The organism is Embleya sp. NPDC005575 (genome assembly GCF_040605455.1).
Lineage (GTDB): Bacteria > Actinomycetota > Actinomycetes > Streptomycetales > Streptomycetaceae > Embleya.
Genome location: NZ_JBEXCV010000010.1, coordinates 65,879 through 82,690, shown reverse-complemented (window position 1 = coordinate 82,690; position 16,812 = coordinate 65,879). Strand labels below are relative to the sequence as shown.

The window sequence follows — 16,812 nt, the reverse complement described above, 5'->3', positions numbered from 1 at the left end:
TGAAGCCCCAGCCTCCCCACCAAAGGCAACGGGTGGAGCGGGTGGGGTCACATGTCGGAGATGACCACCTCGAAGCCCGCCGCGCGTAGTTCGGGGACGATTCGGGCGGCGTCGCCCTCCACGACCACGGCGAGTTCGTCCGGGCGCAGGTGTGTATGCGCGGCGCGGTCGACCGAATCCGGGTCGGTGGCCAGGATCTCCGCGTACTCGGCGGTGACGTGGTCGTCCGGGAGACCGTGCACGATCGCCTCGACGAGTCGGCCGCCGATGCCGCCGGGGGTCTGCAGGTTGATCGGCATGCTGCCGAGCGAGTGGGCGCGGGTGGCCGCGAGTTCGTTCGGCGTGACGCCGTCGGCGTGCATCCGGCGGATCTCGCCGATCGTGTCCACGACCGCGGCGGCGGTCACCTCGGTGTGCACGGACGCGGAGACGGTGAACGAGCCGGAGCGGCGGCCGTGGCCGAAGCTCGCGTGCGCGCCGTAGGTGTAGCCCTTGACCTCGCGCAGCAGGTGGTTGAGCCGGGAGCCGAAGGCGCCGCCGAGCACGTCGGCGAACAACTCGATGGGGATCAGGTCCGGGGTCGAGCGCGGCGGCGCGGTGTGGCCGATCCGCAGCACCGACTGCACGGCGCCGGGACGGTCCACCACGATCGCGCGCTCGGTCGAGGGGGCGCCGGCGGTTCCGGTGAGCTCGGCCCGCGTCGCGGTCCCGGTCGCGCCTGCGAAGACGGTTCGGCCCAGTGCCGCGAGGTCGAGCGTGTCCAGGTCGCCGACCACCGCGAGGGTGCCGGGCGCGGTCATCCGGTCGGCGTGGAAGCCGCGGATCGCGTCGGCGTCCAGCGCGACCGCCGTGTCGGGAGTGCCGCCGAGCAGCCCGCCGAGCCGGCTGTCCGGGCCGAACAGCGCCCGCCGGAAGGCGAGTCCGGCGCGGGTACCGGGCTGGGCCCACGAGGTCTTCAGCGAGCGCACGTGGTTGGCGAGGAAGCGCTCGACGTCGGCGTCGGCGAACGCCGGCCGACGGACCGCCTCGGTGACCAGGTCCAGGCCCGCGCCGAGTCGATCGGCGGGCAGGTCCAGGCCCACCTCCTGGGTCTCCCACCCGCAGGCGAGCCGCCAGTTCGCGCCCAGCGCCTCGATGGCGAGTCCGAAGGCGTCCGCGTCGTGGTCCAGGCTGCCCTCGTCGAGCAGCGAGCAGGTGATCCGGGCCAGGCCGTCCAGGCCGACCGGCTCGTGCAGCGCGCCGCTCTCCATCACCAGCTTGGCCCAGGCCAGGCTGCGTCCGGGCACGTGCGCGCCGATCACCTCGCCGCCGTCCACGCCGATCCGGCGGACCTCGGGGAAGCGGTACGGGCGCGGGGCCGCGCCGGTGGGTCGCTCGGCGATCAGGGTGTGGCGGGTCGCGATCTGCTCGCTCATGCGGCGGCCTCCGACTCGGTGGTCTCGATGTCGGCGCCGGCCTCGGCGGCTTGCGGGGAGAACTCCAGCACGATCCGGTTGTCCGGGTGCAGCAGGTCGCGGGCGGCCCGGTGCACGTCCTCGGCGGTGACCGCGAGCAACTCGTCGAGGTGGCCGCGGATCGACTCCGCGTCGCCGAAGCGGGTGGTGAATCGGCCGATCGCGTCGGCCCGGCCGGCGGCGGTGGCCACCTCGCGTAGCCATTCACCGGACAACACCGCCCGGACCCGGTCGAGTTCGGCCTCGGTCACCCCGTCCTGCGCGACCTCGTCGCAGACCGCGACGTAGGCGTCGAGCAGTTCGTCCGGTTCGACGCCCTCGCTGGGCGCGCACGAGCCCATCAGGACGGATTCGAAGTGCAGGTAACTCCATGCGGACAGGAACGCGCCGGAGGCTTGGGCCAGATTGCGCGCGGTGACCAACTCCCGGTACAGCCGGCTGCCCCGACCGCGGCCGACGGCGGTCGCCAGCACGCTCGCGGCGGCCGCGCCCGGGGTGCCGAAGCGCGGCGCGCGGTGGCACACGAACAGGCGCGGCGCGGGCACGTCCCGATACACCGTCACATGACGGCCCGCCCCGAAGCGGGACGGCAGCGGCGCGGGGGTGGGTTGCGGGAAGGAGCCGCGCGCGGCGATGCCGCCGAAGTACTTCTCGGCCGACGCCACCACCTGCTCCGGCCGCACGTCGCCGACCACGGTGAGCACCGCGTTGTCCGGCGCGTAGTAGGTCTCGTGGAACGCGGTGAAGTCGGCGAGTTCGGCGCTGTCCAACTCGGCCATCGAGCCGATCGTGGAGGTCGCGTAGGGGTGGCCCTCGGGGTAGGCGAGGACCATCATCTCCTCGCTCCAGGTCCCGTAGGGCACGCTGTCGTAGCGCTGCCGGCGCTCGTTCTTGACCACCTCGCGCTGGTTGTCCAGGGTCTCCTGGGTCAGCGCGAGCGAGCCCATCCGGTCGGCCTCCAGCCACAGCGCGAGGTCCAGCTGTCCGGAGGGCACCGTCTGGTAGTAGTTGGTGCGGTCCGGGCTGGTCGAGGCGTTGATGCCGTCGCCGCCGCAGCCCTCGATCGCGGCGAAGTGGCCGCCCTTGTCCACGTGCGCGGAGCCCTCGAACATCAGGTGTTCGAAGAGGTGGGCGAAGCCGTGTTTGCCCTCGACCTCGTGCCGTGATCCCACGTCGTACCAGAGGTTGACCGCGGCGAGCGGCACCGTGGCATCGGGGCAGACCACCACACGCAGACCGTTGTCGAGCCTGGTCCGGTGCAGGGTCCACGGGAAGTGGGCGGAAGTTGACGGCACGTCAGGTCCCTCCGAGGGGTCGCGGCGCTCGACGATGGATCGCCATTGTTCCAGGTGGACGCGACGAGTGGGCGGACCCCGTACGCACGACGACCACCCACCCGGGCGGGTGCACCGGGTGGGTGGTCGTCGTGTGGGTGTCGCCGGGTGGGCGGCGACGGGTGTGCGGGAGGCGGATTACTTGACGAGTGCGGCGAACTTGGCCAGCGACTCGATCAGCGCCTCCTGGGTGGCCTTGGTGACCTTGCCCGCCATCATCTGCACCGCGCCGCCCTTGACCTCGGACTCGATCCGCAGCACCGAACCCTCGCCGGCGGGCTCGACGATGAAGACCTCGGTCATGATGACGCCCATCGGACCCTTGCCGTCGAGCGACAGCGACTTGCCCGCCTCGACGTCCTTGATGGTCCACTTGATGTCCGCCGGGAAGCCCATGAGCTTCATCTTCTCGTCGTAGGTCACGCCGGCCTCGAGCTTCTCCGGCGCGCCGGCCGGGAACTCGACGTGCGGGACCATCCACTCGCCGAAGACGCTGTAGTCGGTCAGCTTGGCCCACACGGCCTCGGGGGCGGCAGCGATCTCGACCTGCTCGTTGATGACGGGCATGCGTGTGTCCTCACGGTTTTTGAGCTGCGGTGAACCTGCGGCTCGGAGCATGGAGTTCCCGGAACGTACCGCCGATATGTGACACAGTCAATGGTGTCGACGAGTAAAAAGAGAACGTGTTCTAGTTCTGCTGTCACTCCGGTTGGCTAGTCTCGGGCGGCATGACAGGCACGCTGCCGGGAATGCCGCCCGGCGCCGAAACCGGGGGCGGGACAGGCGCCGTTCTCGAAGCCGTCCTGGAGCGCATCACCTACCAGAACGACGAGAACGGCTGGACCGTCGCCCGCGTGGACACCGGCCGGCACGGCACCGAACTGCTCACCGTGGTCGGCGCGCTGCTGGGCGCCCAACCCGGCGAGTCGATCCGGATGCACGGCCGCTGGGGCAGCCACCCGCAGTTCGGCAAACAGTTCCAGGTCGAATCGTTCAGCACCGTGCTGCCGGCCACCGTGCAGGGCATCCGGCGCTACCTCGGCTCGGGGCTGATCAAGGGCATCGGCCCCAAGACCGCCGACCGGATCGTCGAGCACTTCGGTGTGCGCTCACTGGATGTGATCGACGAGGACGCCACGCAACTCATCCAGGTCCCGGGCCTGGGCCCCAAGCGCACCAAGCTGATCGCCGCCGCGTGGGAGGAACAGAAGGCGATCAAGGAGGTGATGGTCTTCCTCCAGGGCATCGGCATCTCCACGTCGCCGGCGGTGCGCATCTTCAAGGAGTACGGCGACGCGTCGATCACTGTGGTGCGTACCGAGCCGTATCGGCTGGCCGCCGACGTGTGGGGGATCGGCTTCAAGACGGCCGATGCGATCGCCAAGGCCGTGGGGATACCGCACGACGCGCCGCAGCGGATCAAGGCCGGACTGCAGTACACGCTGTCCGAGGGCACCGACAGCGGCCACTGCTACCTGCCCGCGGACGTCCTGGTCGCCCAGGCGGTCGAGATTCTGGACGTGTCTTCCGAGCTCGTGGTGCGATGCCTGAACGAGCTGGTCGGCGAGGAGGGGGTGGTGTGCGAGGAGCTGCCCGGTCCGGTCACCGTCTCCGGCACCCAGGGCGATCCCGTCCAGGCCGTCTACCTGGTGCCCTTCCACCGCGCCGAACTCTCCCTGGCCGGCCGGGTGCGCACCCTGCTGGGCGCCCGGGAGGACCGCCTGGCGGCGTTCGCCGAACTGGACTGGACCCGAGCCCTGGCCTGGCTGCGCGCCCGCACCGGCATCGCGCTGGCGCCCGAACAGGAACAGGCCGTACGACTGGCGCTGACCGCCAAGGTCGCGGTGCTCACCGGCGGCCCCGGCTGCGGCAAGAGCTTCACCGTGCGCTCCGTGGTGGAACTCGCCCGCGCGCGCGAGGCGAAGGTGATCCTGGCCGCGCCCACCGGCCGGGCGGCCAAGCGGCTGGCCGAGCTGACCGGATGCGAGGCGGCCACCGTGCACCGCCTGCTCCAGCTCCAGCCCGGCGGCAATGCGGCCTACGACCAGGACAAGCCGCTGGACGCGGACCTCGTGGTCGTCGACGAGGCATCGATGCTCGACCTGCTGCTGGCCAACAAGCTGATCAAGGCGATACCCGCCGGCGCACACGTGCTGTTCGTCGGCGACGTGGACCAGCTGCCCAGCGTGGGCGCCGGCGAGGTGCTGCGCGACCTGCTCGCGGCCGAGCGGGTGCCCAGGGTGCGGCTCACGCAGATCTTCCGCCAGGCGCAACAGTCCGGTGTGGTCACCAACGCGCACCGGATCAATGCGGGCCGTCCGCCGATCACCGACGGCCTGCCCGACTTCTTCCTCTTCCCCGCCGAGGAGACCGAGGACGCGGCCACGCTCACCGTCGACGTGGTCGCCCGCCGCATCCCGCGCAAGTTCGGCCTGGACCCGCGCCGCGACATCCAGGTGCTCGCCCCGATGCACCGCGGCCCGGCCGGTGCCGGCGCGCTCAACCTGCTGCTTCAGCAGGCGCTCACACCCGGCCGCGAGGGCCTGCCGGAGAAGCGCTTCGGCGGGCGCACCTTCCGGGTCGGCGACAAGGTCACCCAGATCCGCAACAACTACGACAAGGGCGCGAACGGCGTCTTCAACGGCACCGGCGGCGTGGTGATCGCACTGTCTCCCGAGGACCAGAAGCTGGTCGTGCGCACCGAGGAGGACGAGGAGGTCGACTACGACTTCGCCGAGCTCGACGAGCTCTCGCACGCGTACGCGGTCACCATCCACCGCTCGCAGGGCAGCGAATATCCGGCGGTGGTGGTCCCGGTCACCACCGGTGCCTGGATGATGCTTCAGCGCAATCTGCTCTACACGGCGATCACCCGCGCGAAGCGGCTGGTGGTGCTGGTCGGCTCGCGGCGCGCGCTGGGCCAGGCGGTGCGTACCGTCTCGGCGGGCAAGCGATTCACCGGACTGGCGCACCGGCTGCGGTAGGACACGTCCCGGCCGGCCGGGACGTGTCCTACCCCGACGACGCGAAACGCCGCCACCCGGTGGGTGACGGCGTTTCGATACGCGGGGTGTGCCTCGGCTAGCGGATCATCCGCAGGCCGATGCGCTCGACGCCCTTGCGGGCCATCGCCATCGCGGGCACCAGCAGCGCCAGGGTGACCTGGGTCGTGGCGCCCATGTTGAGCATCCACTCGCTGCCCGGTGCGTCGGCGGCCCAGGCGATCAGGCAGCTCATGCTCAGGCCGATGCCGGCCATCACCACAATCGCCAGGTTGCCCTGCGGCTTCGGGTATTCGATCCGGCTCACCATCAGTCCGGAGACGGCCACGATCAGCACGGCCGCGGGAGTGAAGGGCAGGTCGAGCAGCACGATCGAGACGACCGTCATCGCGGCCATCGGAATGGGCATGCCCTGGAACACTCCGGGACGTCCCGGAGTGGTCGCGAATCTGGCCAGTCGCAAAACGCCGCCGATCAGCACCGACAGTGCCACCAGGACGGCGGCGGGTGCCTGCCCGGTGTTCATCGGCACCGCAGCCCAGGTGACCACGAAGAACGCCGGCGCGACGCCGAAGGTGATCACGTCCGCGAGGTTGTCCAGCTGCGCGCCCAGCGAGGACATCCGCAGCTTGCGCGCCACCATGCCGTCGCACAGGTCGCACAGGGCGCCGACCAGCATCAGCACCACGGCCGCGGCCATGCTGCGCTCGGCCGAGACGCCGACGTCGCCGCCGCGCGCGGCCATGACCGAACAGGCGAGGAAGTAGATCGCCATGAAGCCGCTCGCCGCGTTGCCCAGCGTGAGCACGTCCGCGACCGAGATTCGCGCGGACAGGCACGCCTGCGGATCGTCCTCGACGGGAGTGCCCAAAATGTTGAGCTCGGAGGCGTCCAGGTCGTTCGTATCGTCGTAATCAGTCCCGGTCAAGACGTGTCTCTCCCGCCGTTGTCCGTTGTCCCACGGTCACCGCGGGCTCGACGCCCGGCGGCAGGTACACATCCACGCGCGAACCGAACCGGATCAACCCGATCCGGTCGCCACAGGCGACCTCGGTACCCGGCTCCAGGTACGGCACGATGCGCCGCGCCACGGTGCCGGCGATCTGCACCAGCTCCACATCGCCGATCGCGGTGTCGAAGATCCACACAACGCGTTCGTTGTGCTCGCTTTCCTTGTTGAACGCCGGGACGAATCCGCCGGCCTTGTGCTCCACGGACTTCACGACGCCGTCGAGCGGTGCACGGTTCACGTGCACGTTCAACGGGCTCATGAAGGTCGCGATCCGGGTGCGGCCGTCGGGCCAGGCGTCGATGCTCTGGACCACGCCATCGGCCGAGGCGATCACGCCGTCGGCGGGGATGGTGCGCTCCGGGTCACGGAAGAACCACAACATGCCACCGGTCAGCGCCAGCGTCGGCACGGCCGCGAAGGCCCAGCGCCGGTTGCGCAGTGCGGCCAAGCCGGTCAACGCGCCGGTCACAGCCGTCGGCACGAGCCAGGGAGAAGCTCCCTTGGCCAGGCGCGGCTGTTGCCTCGGCGCGAACCCCGCCGAAGCCGGCGAGGGGGAATCGTCACTCATCGAGAACCTTTGTCGGGGGGCGTGCCCGTCGGTAACGGGCGGCACTCGGCGGATGCTACCTAGACGGAGGGCCATCGCGCTTCCGTCGGTGATTGCTCACAGCGAACCGATCCTGCTCGAACCGGCGTAATTCGGACGCTGGTCGAGTCTAATTCGGCCGTGGAACCGGTTGCCCGTATCCACAAGGTTGCCCTCCGCGCATACCTGCTGTGAAGAGGCCGCAGGTCCCGCGCCCGTACGCGGTCCGTGGCATCGATCACGTTGGCGGTAGCGTCCCTTCACCTCGCGTCCCTTGGTGGTGCCTATGGTGGATCGTCACGAAAACGTGACACGGCGGTAGGTCGGTCGACCCACCGCCGTACCTCAAGGGTAAACGCGCTTATGTGACGTTCCGTCAGACCTGCGACGAAACGAGCCCCACCATCGTGCCCGGCCGCTCCCCGGTGGGCTCGGTGTCCAGCACCGTGGGCACGCCGCGCACGATGGTGGCCCGGACGCCGGCCGGGCCGCGGGTGAAGCGCCACGAGCCGTCGGGGTTGTCGTACCGCTTCTCCTCGGGCCGCACCTCGATCTCGTCGAGCGCGAACACCACCAGGTCGCCGGCCCGGCCCGGGGCGATCACACCCCGGTCGTTCAGGCCGAAGAAGCCCGCGAGCTTGCCGGTGAGGTTGTGCACGGCCTCCTCGATCGTCATCAGGCCGGTGTCGCGCACGTAGCGGGTGAGCAGGTAGACGTTCTCGCCCGAGCCGCAGAACAGCTGCAGGTGCGCACCGGAGTCGTTGATGTTGGTCAGCGTGTGCGGCTCGTTGAACAGGCCGGCCACGACCGGCTCGTCGAACGCGTCCGGGATGCCGCGCAGGCAGGACAGGATGCCGTTGTTGCCGATCCAGGTGGCCAGCGCGTCGGAGATGTGCAGATCCTCCCGGTCCGCGTACTCCTTGAGTGAGATGTCCAGCGGACCGTGGCCGGTCTCGGAGATCGCGAAGATCAACGACTCGGGGCGATCCAGTCGAGATGTCGACGATGAGACCCGGTTGTCCCAGTCCTCGCGCGCCTGCGCCCGCCACTGCGGATCGGCGAGCGTGGCGAGCTTGGTCTCGGCCGGGCCGTTGATCCAGTGGTTCCAGGAGGCGACCCGCTGGAAGGTGAGTGCGCGCTCGAAGTTGAAGAACGGCTCCAGCGGCTTATGCGGGACATTGGGCCAGAAGTCGACGCCGTCGGCACGCAGCCGCCGATGTAGTGCGATCGTCTGTTCGCGCAGGTAGTCCTCCCGCACGGTGGACGGGATGGCGGTCCACTGGGCGCGGATCCCGCGCGGCTTGCAGATTCGGGCGAATCGCTCCACATCGGCGTCGATGCTCTCCGGCTCGTTGAACCGGGTGATCATCTGGAGCGTCGCGCCGGGGTGCCGGGCGAGCACATCGGCGAGCGCCTCGAACTCGGCGTCCTCGGCCAGGCGGGTCGGTACCGGCTTGAGATAACGATCCTTGTCGAACACATTGGTCGACAAACCAATTGCTCCATAAGTCAACGATTCGTCGAGCAGGGCGGCCATCTCGGCGATCTCCTCGGACGTCGCCGCGCGCGACCAGGACGCCTCGGCGCCCATCACCGTGGTGCGCAGGGTCAGGTGTCCGACGAAGCCGGCCACGTTGACCGAGACGGCCTGACCCCTGACCGCGCTGCTGTACTCGGGCCAGCGCTCCCACGTCCACGGCACCTTGTCCTGGAAGGCGGAGAGCGGGAGGTCCTCCAGGAAGCAGAACAGGTCGAGCACGGGTCCGCGTGCGCTCTCCCGCAGCGGCGCCACCGACATGCCGCAGTTGCCGAAGACGACCGTGGTCGTGCCGTAGGCGGGCAGCGGGTCCAGGTCCGGGTTCCACCACATGGCACCGTCGACGTGGGTGTGGGCCTCGATGAAGCCGGGTGCGACGTAGGCGCCGGTGGCCTCGACGACCCGCTCGGCGCCGCCGCTCGGGGCCAGGTCGGGGCCTACCTCGACGATCACGCCGTCCTTGACCCGCACGTCGGCTCGGATCGGGGCCGCCCCCGTTCCGTCCACGACGGTTCCTCCGCGTACCAGCAGATCGGCCATGGGCTGTTCTCCCTATTACTTGTGCCGGATCGCAATGCCGACGTGGGCAGATGCGGTCCGGCGGCGAGTCTCGGGGCCGGGTGCGCTCCTCGGGATTTACGTTACGTGTTGTAACTTAACCTGGTGAACTATTCAAGGGGTGCGTCGATGGGGTAGGACGGGGGCTGGCGGCCTTGCCGGGTCGGTGGCGTAGCCGTGTCGCGCCGTCCGGCTGTTCGGCGCGCGAGGTGCGCGGGTGCGCGGGTGCGCGGGGTGCGCAGACTCGGCTCGGGCTTCGGGTGCGTCGGTCGGGCGGGCGCCGGGTCAGGACGCGCCGACCGGGCGGCGGATGCTCTCGAAGATCCGGGCGAAGCCGTCCTTGCCGTGGCCGGCCGCCACCTGACGGTCGATCAGGGTCTGTACCGCGGCGATCACGTCGGTGCCGACACCCTGGTCGCGGCTCGCCTCGGCGATGGCGTCCACGGCTGCCTTGTTGAAGTCCAGGCTCTGTACCTCGGCGGTGTAGTCGCCGCTGTCGAAGTACTCCGCGTGCCCGGGCAGGCCCGTGGTCATCGCGTTGATCCAGGGTCCGGCCATGGCCACGAACTCGGTCGCCGGCACCCCCTCGGAGGCCACCATCGCGGCGCCGTGCGCGACGCCGGCGAACATCGCGTACATCGACCCGAGCAGCGCCATGTCGTACAGCGAGGCGCGGCCCGCGTCGCTGCCGTAGTAGCGTGCGCCGCCGAGCAGTTCGAGCAGCTCGCGGTGCGTGTCGAAGGCCGCCGCGGAGCCGCTGTAGAGCAGCGAGGCGACTGGCAGGCCGATCATCTCCGGGATCGCCATGATCGCGCCGTCGAGGTACTCGATGCCGTGCTCGGCGGCCCAGGCGGCGGTCTCCCGGGCCTGCTTCGGAGTCACCGTGGTGACGTTGACCACCAGGCGGCCGGTCAGCGAGCCTGCCAACGGGGTCAGCGCAGCGCGTACCGACGCGTCGTCGAGCAGGCACACCACGACCACGGGCGACGCCTCGACGGCGGCGGTCGCGGTGGGGGCGAGGGTGACGCCCTTGGCGGCCAGGGATTCGGCCCGGCCGGCCGTGCGGTTCCAGACGGTGGTGGGCCGGCCGCCCCGGTGGATCGCGTCGGCGATCGCTCGGCCCATCGCGCCGAGGCCGAGGACGCTCACGGGGGTCGGCTGCTGCTCGCTCACGGGGTTTCTCCAAGCATTGGTTGGGGTGTGGGGTGTGGGGGAGGCGGGTGGCCCGCCGTCGTCACCATGCTTGATCGACACACTCCTTCCTACCAGTACCTACTAATAAGTCAGGTACTGGTATTCAGGTAAGCATGCAGGTCATCGGCCCTCTCGATGCCCCGGTTGGCCGAGGCGGGCGTTTAGCCGGCCGGGCGTTCGGACACTCGTGCTGTTCGTACGCGGGCGCCCCTTCGCCCCGCGGCCCCACGCGAGGAGCAACGAACATGGCGAGCAAGTACGGCCGTACCGTCGGCGCGCTGTCGATCGCCGCCACGCTGGCCCTGTTCTCGGCGGCATGCGGCGACGACAAGGACGGCGGCGGCGCCGGCTCGACGCCCACGGCGATCGCGTCGGCACTCGGTTCGGCCGGCTCGAAGGCGAAGGACGCGCTGTCCTCGGCAAGCGCGGCGGCTGCCTCGAAACTGGCCGAGATCAAGGGCGGTCTCGACGCGACGGCCGACGCCACGATCGGGCCGATCGGGACCGACGGCGATCGCACCACCGCCGAGGTCACCGTCGAGAACAAGACCGCCAAGACGGCCGACTACACACTCGCGGTCGAGTTCCGCGACGCCGGCGGCAACCTGCTCGACGCGATCGTGATGAACATCGACAAGGTCGAGGCGGGCAAGCAGGGCAAGGGCACCGCGAAGAGCAACCGAAAGCTGACCAACGCGAGCAAGGCGGAGGTCGGCCACGCGGTCCGGCACTGAGCCCGGAGCGGGCGGGGCGGCGCCGGGTCGGGTGATGCGGGGTCGGGCGGCTGGGTTGGGGGCGCGGGGTCGAGTCGATTCGGGGGATCTCCCCACGTCCCGGGAATTGGGATCCGCATTTCGCCCGGGCGCCTTTCGCCGTCCATCCGCGCCCGGCACAATCGCCGCCATGGCGATCATCGAAACCCGCAAGAGATCCGCCGGAGCGCGGTTCAAGGTCGCCATGGGCGGCTTTCTTGGCGGGGGCGCGATCGGCATCGCGTCGGCCTGCTTCGTGGTCGGGGGCATTCTCGAACGATGGCCCGTGGTCGCGATCGGCGTCGGGCTCTTCGTGCTCAACGTCGTCGTGGTGAGCGTCGCGGGGCGCATTCGGCGCGCGCGCAACCCGCGTACCCCGGCGCGGCCCGCGCTGGCCGTGATCGAGAGCCGCCGGGCCATCGGCGGCGAATCGGCGAACGTACCGGTCGAGTTCGTGCTGACGGTGGCGCCGGACGAGCGGCCGGCGTACCGGGTCGAGATGAGCCAGGACATCAACCTGGTGGACATCCCCGACTACCGGCCGCGCGGCGTGGTCGTGGTCGAGTACCGCCCGGACGAGCCGTGGGACGTCAAGATCGTCACCGCGCCGACCGGCGAGTGGGTGCGGCGCGCGGCGACCGAATCGGTGGATTCCGCCCCGGAGTCCGCGCTGCTGACCGGCCCGAAGGAGGAAGGCGCGTTCTGCCTGCTCGCCACGCTCGGCCTGTTGCTCGGCGCAGCCGCCGTGGTCCTGCTCTTCCGCGCGGACCTGTTCACCGAGGACGACGGCCCCACGACGACGTCCTCGTCGTCTTCCTCGACGACCACCACCAACAGCCACTCGTCCTCGACCTCGGCCTCCACCATCACCGGGACGGCGACCTCGGAATCGATGCTCGACGACGGCGAGATGCGGCACCTCGCCGGATCGCTGATCACCGGGATGCGGACGGGCAACGCCAGTGAATTCAGCATCGACGAACACGTGATGGCGGTGCGCGGCATCCCCGGCACCCCGCCGCAACCGGGCGCGGTCATCGACCTGAACGCCCTCCCGTACGAGCGCCTCCCCGCCCTGGTACGCGAGGCGAAGACCAAGCTGGGCATCACCGACCCCACCTCGTGGCGGATCGGCTTCGAGCCCGACGCGAAGACCGGCGTACCGACCATCCGAGTCACCGTCGCCGACGCCGGTGGCAAGGCATCCCTGGAGGCGGACGCCCAGGGCAGGATCACCAAACGCAACCCGCGCTGAGGCCCCGGCGCGGGGCGTGCGGTGCGGCCGTCCGCCGACGGGCGGCGCAACCGCGGCTCGGATACGGCGCACACGCGGACGTCCTCGGCCTTGTCCAAACCATCGCCGGCGAGTTCGAGCGCATCCGCGCGGCGGCCCTGCCGGTGGAGGACTCCATCGCACTCGGCAGAGACAGGGCGAACGGACGACGCCCGTGAGCGAAGCCAGGGCGGACTTGTACGCCCACGGCCGCTCCGCCGCCACTTGGCGCAAGTCCTCGGCGAGCGGCGGCGCCGAGAACAACTGCGCCGAGATCACCGACCTCCGCCGAAGGCGGACTCGCCGTACGCGACTCCGAGAACCCGGCCGCGAACCCCTGCGGTTCCAAGCCGACGCACGAGCCGCCTTCCGCGAAGGCACGTTCAACGCCGAACTCTGAACGACACCCGGCGGCGGCCGGCTCCCCGACCAGAGCAGGGGAAGCCGACCGCCGCAGGCAAGTTCGGGCTAGAACCCCGTCGGCGGGCCCGGCGGATACGGCGGCGGTGCCGGGATCGGGGGCGCGCTCGGTGGTGCCGGGATCGGGAATTCCGGCGGTCCGGGGGGTGCCGGGATCGGCGGCAGTGGTGCCGGTGGCTGCTCCGGCGCCGGCGCCGGGCCGTAGGTGAACCAGGCCCAGAAGGCGAAGCCGCCGAGGGAGGCCAGGCCGAACACCACCAGGGTCGCGATCAGGCCGCCCGGCCCGGAGGCATCGCCGCCGGGGTTGAGCACCAGGACATGGACGAAGCACAACACCACGATCGTGTACGCCACCGCCCACCCGATCGGGCTCCAGGCGCGCAGTCGGCCGCCGTCGGTTCCGCGCAGTGGGATCAGGCCGAACACCAGGGTTTCCACGCCCAGTACGAACACCGTGGCCGCCACCGCGTCCAGCAGCACCCACCCCGTCCCGGCGTCGGTCGCGCTCGCCCGGTCGTGTACGAGTTCCAGGCCGCCCCACGCGAGCAGGCTGACCACCAGGCAGCTCAGCGTGCCGGCCAGCACGGCTTGGCCGTCCTGGTTGCGGCCCACCCGCCGCTCGCGCAGCGCGACGAAGCCCGCGACCAGGCCGAAGACGAGGCCGGGTACGAAGCCGGCCAGGCGCGAGATCGCGGTGCACACGACGGCCAGGCCCAGTGCGGCCGGGACGGTGCGGAACGTGGCCGGCACCCGGGTGACCCGACGGGTGAGCCGTTCCGCGGGCCACTGGTAGGCGACCAGGATCACCGGGATCGCGATCAGGAACGCGAGCGCCAGCAGCCCGCTGCGCACCGACCAGCCGGCGCCCGGATCCACGCCGGTCGACAACACGGCGGTGATCAGCACGTACCCGCTCACATGCCACGGACTCGAGCCCACCAGCCAGGACAGCGGACCCGGTTCGGCGCCGGCCGGGCGGTTCGTGCGCCGGCGCCACCACGCGGCGATTCGGCCCTGGTGGTGCTCCCAGGTCTTGTTGAACAGCTCGGTCGGCAGCCCGACGAGCAGCACCAGGACCACGCCGAGCAGGCCGGTACGACCGATCGCGCCCGGGTCGGTGGCGATGTCCGAGGGCAGCGGGACCGCGTCGGTGACCGCGGACCGGTCGCCCAGGTCGGAGGATTCGGTCGGTTCGGGGGTTCCCTTGGGCGGGAACACCGAGAGCGGCCGGGTCGCGAGCAGGCTGCCGCCGCAGGACACCGTGAGTTCGTACGACCCGACGTCGAGGCCCGCGGGCAGCGTGTACTCGATCCGGGTCTTGGCCATGCTCGGCCGCAACGGTCGCGGCGGCGTGGCCACCGAACGCACCTCGACCGGGTTCGGCCCGACCCGCAGCACCGGATCGGCACACGTACGGGAGAGCGTGACCAGGAACATCGTGCCCGGATCGCCCTGCCGCACCACCGGCGGCGTGGCCAATCCGGAATCCGCGTCCGCGCGTTCCGCGGAAACCTCGATCGTGCCCCGGCCGATCTCGGCACCACGCTCGGTGCCGTCCGCGCTCTGACACACCGCGCTCACTCGATGCGTCCCGTTCGGGAAGCCCGCTCGCGCGTCCTGCCAGAACCCGGCCGCCCACCGGTCGCCGGACGTCTCCGCGATCACCGACCAGAAGTTCGGATCGTCCCCGACCGCGACCCCCACCTGGACCCGCCACCCACGTTTGGTGCACTCCCGCGCGCCCGCGCCGTACACATTCACCGGCGCATTCGCCCGCGCCACCGCCGGGACGGTCGCCACCGGCGGCGGATCGGCGGTCGCCCTGATCAGACTCGGCCCCGAAACCACACTGCCGCCCCCACTGCCGCCCCCACTGCCGCCCCCACCGGAGGCCACCGCGGGGCCACCGACGAACAGCCCGACCAGCGCCAGGATCACGACCACCAAGATTCGCCGCATCTACGCCTCCCCGTAAGGCCGGACACGTTACCGAGCCGAGCCCCCACCCAGTCCCACGTCACACCAACCACAGCACCTACCGCTGAAGGACGGGCCCACCATCCGCGGGGGCGACGGTCGGGGCCACACCGGCCACAGCGCCTTCCGCAGCCGACCGCGTCTGCTCCGCAGCCGCGGTCGGGCCGGCGCTCCGCGCCGGGATGCACGTCCGCTACGCGGCCGAAAGACCCGGCCCGGTCCCGCCCCACGCCCCATCGCGAGGGCACGCCGGCAGGACGGGAGGCGCCGCAGACCAGCCCGGCGCGGCACCCGTGCCCCGTGCGCCACGCACACCAGGCGCCTGCGGCCGTCGTGGCCCGACCGCCGCCCCCGCGCAGCGTGAGCCCTTCCGCTCTGCCTCTCCGGTCACGTCGGGGGCTACATTCGCGACATGGTCAGTAGGTCTCCGCTCCCGTAGCCCGGGATCACCTGTTCGTATGTCTCGTACGCGTTCGTGACGTCGAAGATTCGCGGATTGTCGAACTGCACGTACAGCGTGCGGCGGCGGGCCGGGCCGGTCGCCGCAGGCCCCGCATGCAGGCCGCAGCCCATGTGTACGGTCACGTCGCCCGGTTCGGTGGTGATTCCGACCACCGGGAGTTGCTCCCATTGGGCCGGCGTGTACAGCTCGTGCGCGACCGTGCCCCACGAGCCGGCCAGCGTGTAGAGCTGGGAACTGTCCTGGCTCACCGCGTCCAGCCGGATTCCCACGTGCACGCGCGGACACGTGACCGGACAACCGCCGAGCGCGCAGTCCTTGTGCCAGGGCAGGTCCGGGATGGACAGGGGTTCGGGCGTGGTGCCGAACTCCTTGAGTACGGCGATCTGTCCGGAATCGCGGTCGGTCACCGCGACCACGTCCTGGCCGGCCAGACCGCACAACATGCGTACGGTCGGGTCGTCGGCCAGTGCGGCGATCCGCGGCGAGCGCATGCCCAGATAGGTCAACCGGTAGGGCGCACGCAGCCCGCCGGGCCCGTCCGCCCACAGCGACCTCCGGTCGCCCTCGCGGCACAGGCCCCGGATCCGGTCCACCTCGCCCGCCAACTCCTCGACCCGGTCCGCGTCGAAGACCTGACGCACCACCAGGTAGCCGGTGGCCCGCAGGAAATGCGCCATCTCGTCGGGGTCGTCGTGGGTGGTGAAGTCACGGTGCAGGTCGATCGGACGATCCGCGAGGTCGCGCAGGTCCAGTGCCGCGGGGTGGTAGATGGGCGTGCCGGAGTACATGCAGCGGATCGCGGGCTCCCATACGTCCCAGTCGGCGAACTCCCCGCGCACGAACCGCACCGCGTGCGATTCGACCAGTCCCCGGCTGGTGCGCAGTTCGTAGAGGTAGTCCTGCCACGCACCGGATTCGAGTTCGACCACCAACGCGGCGTCCGCGGTCACCCCGGGCACGATCCGCACTTCGCCGCGGTCCTCGACATAGCTGTACGCCTGACCGTTCGGCATGCACAGCGCGATCGGGGCTCGGCCGGCCACGTCCCAGGCGACCCGTTCACCCAGTCCGCCCTCCAGGCGACGCGGCAACTCCACCCGATGGAACGATTCGAAGCACACCACCGGCCAACCCAACACACTGAATGTGCCACGCTCGGCGTCGTGCGCCACCGCCGATCCGGCGCCCGCAATCCCCATTGCCCCGTCCTCCCCGTTCCGCACCCGGCGCAACGGCCGGGTCCGTCACCA

13 protein-coding genes are annotated in these 16,812 nt (G+C 70.8%); 4 read left to right on the top strand and 9 right to left on the bottom strand.

From position 1 onward, the window contains the following. Positions 1-47 precede the first annotated feature (47 nt). The 3 genes from ABZS54_RS05670 to ABZS54_RS05660 form a co-directional block, all read right to left on the bottom strand. Positions 48-1,415 carry a pitrilysin family protein gene (locus ABZS54_RS05670; RefSeq protein WP_355531392.1) on the bottom strand — a complete coding sequence of 456 codons (1,368 nt, stop codon included), beginning with the start codon at positions 1,413-1,415 and terminating at the stop codon, positions 48-50. Next, positions 1,412-2,749: a pitrilysin family protein gene (locus ABZS54_RS05665; protein ID WP_355531390.1), complete on the bottom strand. Its 1,338-nt coding sequence runs from the start codon at positions 2,747-2,749 to the stop codon at positions 1,412-1,414. Before ABZS54_RS05665 ends, ABZS54_RS05670 begins: the two co-directional genes overlap by 4 nt. A gap of 177 nt (positions 2,750-2,926) precedes the next feature. Further along, a complete protein-coding gene (locus tag ABZS54_RS05660) occupies positions 2,927-3,355 on the bottom strand; it encodes an SRPBCC family protein (protein ID WP_355531388.1) in 429 nt (142 codons plus the stop codon). 161 nt (positions 3,356-3,516) lie between these two features. On the opposite strand from ABZS54_RS05660, the gene ABZS54_RS05655 reads away from it, so the two are divergent. Further along, entirely contained in the window at positions 3,517-5,772 is a 2,256-nt protein-coding gene (locus ABZS54_RS05655; RefSeq protein ID WP_355531386.1) for an ATP-dependent RecD-like DNA helicase, read from the top strand. 97 nt (positions 5,773-5,869) lie between these two features. On the opposite strand, the gene pssA is transcribed toward ABZS54_RS05655, so the two are convergent. The 4 genes from pssA to ABZS54_RS05635 form a co-directional block, all read right to left on the bottom strand. Continuing rightward, complete coding sequence (pssA, locus tag ABZS54_RS05650) at positions 5,870-6,718, bottom strand: CDP-diacylglycerol--serine O-phosphatidyltransferase (protein WP_355531384.1); 849 nt, start codon at positions 6,716-6,718, stop codon at positions 5,870-5,872. Next, entirely contained in the window at positions 6,705-7,370 is a 666-nt protein-coding gene (locus tag ABZS54_RS05645) for a phosphatidylserine decarboxylase (RefSeq protein WP_026219494.1), read from the bottom strand. The genes pssA and ABZS54_RS05645 overlap by 14 nt, the downstream gene beginning before the upstream one ends. 394 nt (positions 7,371-7,764) lie before the next feature. After that, positions 7,765-9,465, bottom strand: coding sequence for an amidohydrolase family protein (locus ABZS54_RS05640; protein ID WP_355531382.1), 1,701 nt, complete (start codon positions 9,463-9,465; stop codon positions 7,765-7,767). 303 nt (positions 9,466-9,768) lie between these two features. Continuing rightward, on the bottom strand, positions 9,769-10,656 hold the full coding sequence (locus tag ABZS54_RS05635) for an NAD(P)-binding domain-containing protein (protein WP_355531380.1): 888 nt from the start codon (positions 10,654-10,656) through the stop codon (positions 9,769-9,771). A 266-nt stretch (positions 10,657-10,922) separates the two neighbouring features. Between ABZS54_RS05635 and ABZS54_RS05630 the strand changes: the two genes are divergently transcribed. The 3 genes from ABZS54_RS05630 (at position 10,923) to ABZS54_RS05620 (ending at position 13,102) form a co-directional block, all read left to right on the top strand. Next, positions 10,923-11,411, top strand: coding sequence for a hypothetical protein (locus tag ABZS54_RS05630; RefSeq protein ID WP_355531378.1), 489 nt, complete (start codon positions 10,923-10,925; stop codon positions 11,409-11,411). Between the two features lie 169 nt (positions 11,412-11,580). Further along, the gene (locus ABZS54_RS05625) at positions 11,581-12,684 is read left to right on the top strand and encodes a hypothetical protein (RefSeq protein ID WP_355531376.1); all 1,104 of its coding nucleotides are present in this window, start codon (positions 11,581-11,583) and stop codon (positions 12,682-12,684) included. 193 nt (positions 12,685-12,877) lie between these two features. Continuing rightward, a complete protein-coding gene (locus tag ABZS54_RS05620) occupies positions 12,878-13,102 on the top strand; it encodes a DUF397 domain-containing protein (protein WP_355531374.1) in 225 nt (74 codons plus the stop codon). 68 nt (positions 13,103-13,170) lie between these two features. Here the strand turns inward: ABZS54_RS05620 and ABZS54_RS05615 are convergent, their stop codons facing one another. Together ABZS54_RS05615 and ABZS54_RS05610 are read right to left on the bottom strand one after the other, a co-directional pair. After that, positions 13,171-15,081, bottom strand: coding sequence for an FGLLP motif-containing membrane protein (locus tag ABZS54_RS05615; RefSeq protein WP_355531372.1), 1,911 nt, complete (start codon positions 15,079-15,081; stop codon positions 13,171-13,173). Between the two features lie 417 nt (positions 15,082-15,498). Continuing rightward, positions 15,499-16,761: a phytanoyl-CoA dioxygenase family protein gene (locus tag ABZS54_RS05610; RefSeq protein ID WP_355531370.1), complete on the bottom strand. Its 1,263-nt coding sequence runs from the start codon at positions 16,759-16,761 to the stop codon at positions 15,499-15,501. Between the last annotated feature and the right edge of the window lie 51 nt (positions 16,762-16,812).

What these genes read in the sequence shown, in the direction of transcription:
- ABZS54_RS05655 (WP_355531386.1), top strand. Translation starts at nt 3,517, where the DNA reads ATGACAGGCACGCTGCCGGGAATGCCGCCCGGCGCCGAAACCGGGGGC.
- ABZS54_RS05645 (WP_026219494.1), bottom strand. Translation starts at nt 7,370, where the DNA reads ATGAGTGACGATTCCCCCTCGCCGGCTTCGGCGGGGTTCGCGCCGAGG.
- ABZS54_RS05670 (WP_355531392.1), bottom strand. Translation starts at nt 1,415, where the DNA reads ATGAGCGAGCAGATCGCGACCCGCCACACCCTGATCGCCGAGCGACCC.
- ABZS54_RS05615 (WP_355531372.1), bottom strand. Translation starts at nt 15,081, where the DNA reads ATGCGGCGAATCTTGGTGGTCGTGATCCTGGCGCTGGTCGGGCTGTTC.
- ABZS54_RS05610 (WP_355531370.1), bottom strand. Translation starts at nt 16,761, where the DNA reads ATGGGGATTGCGGGCGCCGGATCGGCGGTGGCGCACGACGCCGAGCGT.
- ABZS54_RS05660 (WP_355531388.1), bottom strand. Translation starts at nt 3,355, where the DNA reads ATGCCCGTCATCAACGAGCAGGTCGAGATCGCTGCCGCCCCCGAGGCC.
- ABZS54_RS05625 (WP_355531376.1), top strand. Translation starts at nt 11,581, where the DNA reads ATGGCGATCATCGAAACCCGCAAGAGATCCGCCGGAGCGCGGTTCAAG.
- ABZS54_RS05630 (WP_355531378.1), top strand. Translation starts at nt 10,923, where the DNA reads ATGGCGAGCAAGTACGGCCGTACCGTCGGCGCGCTGTCGATCGCCGCC.
- ABZS54_RS05640 (WP_355531382.1), bottom strand. Translation starts at nt 9,465, where the DNA reads ATGGCCGATCTGCTGGTACGCGGAGGAACCGTCGTGGACGGAACGGGG.